The sequence below is a fragment of the Mycobacterium sp. E3305 genome (genome assembly GCF_001666785.1).
Lineage (GTDB): Bacteria > Actinomycetota > Actinomycetes > Mycobacteriales > Mycobacteriaceae > Mycobacterium.
Genome location: NZ_LZJA01000142.1, coordinates 1 through 740, shown reverse-complemented (window position 1 = coordinate 740; position 740 = coordinate 1). Strand labels below are relative to the sequence as shown.

Annotated in this window: 1 protein-coding gene and 1 pseudogene; one reads left to right on the top strand and one right to left on the bottom strand. The window is 65.9% G+C overall.

Annotated features, from left to right (window positions below):
• Positions 1-28: 28 nt before the first annotated feature.
• Positions 29-328, bottom strand: coding sequence for an ATP-binding protein (locus A5701_RS13055; protein ID WP_082969737.1), 300 nt, complete (start codon positions 326-328; stop codon positions 29-31).
• On the opposite strand from A5701_RS13055, the pseudogene A5701_RS13050 reads away from it, so the two are divergent.
• Positions 281-712 (top strand): annotated as a pseudogene (locus A5701_RS13050) (ATP-binding protein); the annotation flags it as partial. The gene A5701_RS13055 and the pseudogene A5701_RS13050 overlap by 48 nt on opposite strands.
• Positions 713-740 lie beyond the last annotated feature (28 nt).

The following is a 740-nucleotide window of genomic DNA, read 5'->3' as shown; positions in this document are numbered from 1 at the left end:
GCGGTGTCGAGGGAGAGCGACGTGGGCATCATGTGATCCTCGCGGATAGGTGAACCGTGGTTCCGGCGGCATCAGGATTGATGGTGACGTCATTCATGAGCCCCCGCATGAGGGCAATACCCCGTCCCCGGTGGGGATAACTAGCCGGTTGCGGCGGTTTCCACGAGCCGGTGTCGGTGATGGTCAACTGCACCCGGTCGACCAGTGCGGTCGCGCCCAGGCTGATGGTGCCTTCCGGCTGGTCCCGGTGACCGTGCTCGATGGCGTTGGCGACGGCCTCCCCGGCGGCGGCTATCAGGACGACGTAGTCGTTCTGCTTTATCGTCATCCCGCTCCGCTGGAGCTGACGTTCCCGGCTGACGTCAGTCACTTGGCGCCCGCACGAACCGCGTTGCGCACCTGGCTGACCCGCACCCGACTGGACCCGGAACAGGCGATGAACGTGCTGGTCGCCGCCGGGGAGGCCGTCGCCAACGCCATCGAGCACGGTCACCGGGACCAGCCGGAAGGCACCATCAGCCTGGGCGCGACCGCACTGGTCGACCGGGTGCAGTTGACCATCACCGACACCGGCTCGTGGAAACCGCCGCAACCGGCTAGTTATCCCCACCGGGGACGGGGTATTGCCCTCATGCGGGGGCTCATGAATGACGTCACCATCAATCCTGATGCCGCCGGAACCACGGTTCACCTATCCGCGAGGATCACATGATGCCCACGTCGCTCTCCCTCGACACCGC

What these genes read in the sequence shown, in the direction of transcription:
- A5701_RS13055 (WP_082969737.1), bottom strand. Translation starts at nt 328, where the DNA reads ATGACGATAAAGCAGAACGACTACGTCGTCCTGATAGCCGCCGCCGGG.